The organism is Corynebacterium lipophiloflavum DSM 44291, assembly GCF_000159635.1.
Classification (GTDB): domain Bacteria; phylum Actinomycetota; class Actinomycetes; order Mycobacteriales; family Mycobacteriaceae; genus Corynebacterium; species Corynebacterium lipophiloflavum.
In genome coordinates, this window is sequence record NZ_GG667218.1 from 1 (window position 1) to 570 (window position 570).

The 570-nt window shown below is 60.0% G+C and carries 1 protein-coding gene; it reads left to right on the forward strand.

Annotated elements, in window-relative coordinates; all coding sequences use genetic code 11:
- Positions 1–570 (forward strand): IS6-like element ISCef5 family transposase (locus HMPREF0298_RS11270; protein WP_006841328.1); only part of this gene is annotated, 570 nt, incomplete at both ends.

Consider the following 570-nt stretch of genomic DNA (forward strand, 5'->3'; position numbering starts at 1 on the left):
GGTCCGGTGGTACTGCCGCTACGGGCTCAGCTACCGCGATCTGGAAGAAATGATGACCGAACGCGGCGTACCGGTCGATCACAGCACCATCTACCGCTGGGTCCAGAAATATGCTCCTGAGCTGGACAAGCAGACCCGGTGGTACCGACAAGTCCCGGATTGGCAGGCCCGGTCCTGGCGGGTGGACGAGACCTATATCCGGGTCGGGGGAAAGTGGTGCTACCTCTATCGGGCCATCACCGCGGGCGGGCATACCCTGGATTTTTACCTGTCCCCAAAGCGTAACGTCGCCGCAGCGAAGCGTTTCCTGGCCAAGACCCTGAGGTCGAACACGATAACCGGGTTCCCGCGGGTGATCAACACCGATAAAGCACCCTCCCTGGCCAGGGCAATCGCCGAGTTGAAGTCAGAGGGAATCTGCCCGCAGACCGTGGAACACCGGCAGGTGAAATACCTCAATAACGTCATTGAAGGAGATCATGGGCGGCTGAAACGGATCCTCGGACCGAAGGGGGCGTTCAAAAACCGGACCTCGGCGTACCGGACGTTGAAAGGGATGGAAGCGATGCA